We start from the raw sequence: 860 nt of genomic DNA on the forward strand, positions 1-860 counted from the left end.
ATTCGTCTGAGTGCGTTTGCTGGCGATGGAGCTTCCGCGGTCAGCATTTCACTTTTTTGGGCTCCGCGTGCCTTCTCGATGGAAGCACTCGCGTCGCAAGGGCCTGAGAAAGCGTCAGGACTCTTTTCGTAAAGAATCGCCTAGTGCTGGATCACTTTCCAACCTTTGTCGATGCCGAAATGGCTTCTCGAATAGGAGCCAGCAACTTGGGAGGGCTTTGCCGGGGTCAGGCCTTGTGTTCGGTGTTCATAAGTGGCCGGAAAAGGCTGCGCTGGGGTCAGGCCTTGGGAAAGGCTGCGCTGGGGAAAGGCCTTGTATTCGGTGTTCCAGAGAGGGTAGCATAAAGAGCTTTGCTCTTTTTTCTGCCGGAGGTTTGCCATGCCCAGACCGCCCCGGATCCAATTCCCTGGCGCCAACTACCACGTCGTCACCCGTGGTGATGGACGCCGCAAGCTGTTTCACGATCAAGGCCACTACGATCGCTTCACGCAGGGACTCCAGGACGAGGTCCAGCGAAGTGGGTGGGTCGTGCTGGCCTATTGCTGGATGCCAAATCATATCCATGCCCTGATCCAAACTCCCAAGCCCAATTTGGCTCGGGGCATGCAGCATTGGCTTTCCGGCTACGCCAATTGGTATGCCAAACGGAACCAGCGATCCGGACATCTCTATCAGGGACGCTACAAAGCCTTCTTGCATCGAAGATGCGGGCTATTACTGGACACTCAGTCGGCACATCCACTTGAATCCCTCTAGCGGCACTCGCTCGCTGGCTGCCGACCCCGAGTCCTGGCCCCACAGCAGTTTTGCGGGTTACGCGCGGAAGTCAAAACGGGTCGACTGGATTGCCTACGACCAGC

At 57.1% G+C, this 860-nt stretch carries 1 protein-coding gene; it reads left to right on the plus strand.

Features of this window, described 5'->3' with window-relative positions; all coding sequences use genetic code 11:
• Window positions 1–378: 378 nt before the first annotated feature.
• Window positions 379–756 carry a transposase gene (locus RMSM_RS38200; RefSeq protein ID WP_008693543.1) on the plus strand — a complete coding sequence of 126 codons (378 nt, stop codon included), beginning with the start codon at window positions 379–381 and terminating at the stop codon, window positions 754–756.
• The last annotated feature ends 104 nt before the right edge of the window (window positions 757–860 follow it).

Origin of the sequence: Rhodopirellula maiorica SM1 (genome assembly GCF_000346295.1) — a bacterium.
GTDB classification, from domain to species: Bacteria; Planctomycetota; Planctomycetia; order Pirellulales; family Pirellulaceae; genus Novipirellula; species Novipirellula maiorica.

Bases quoted from the DNA above. Each gene is read 5' to 3' on its own strand.
- RMSM_RS38200 (WP_008693543.1), top strand. From the start codon at position 379: ATGCCCAGACCGCCCCGGATCCAATTCCCTGGCGCCAACTACCACGTC.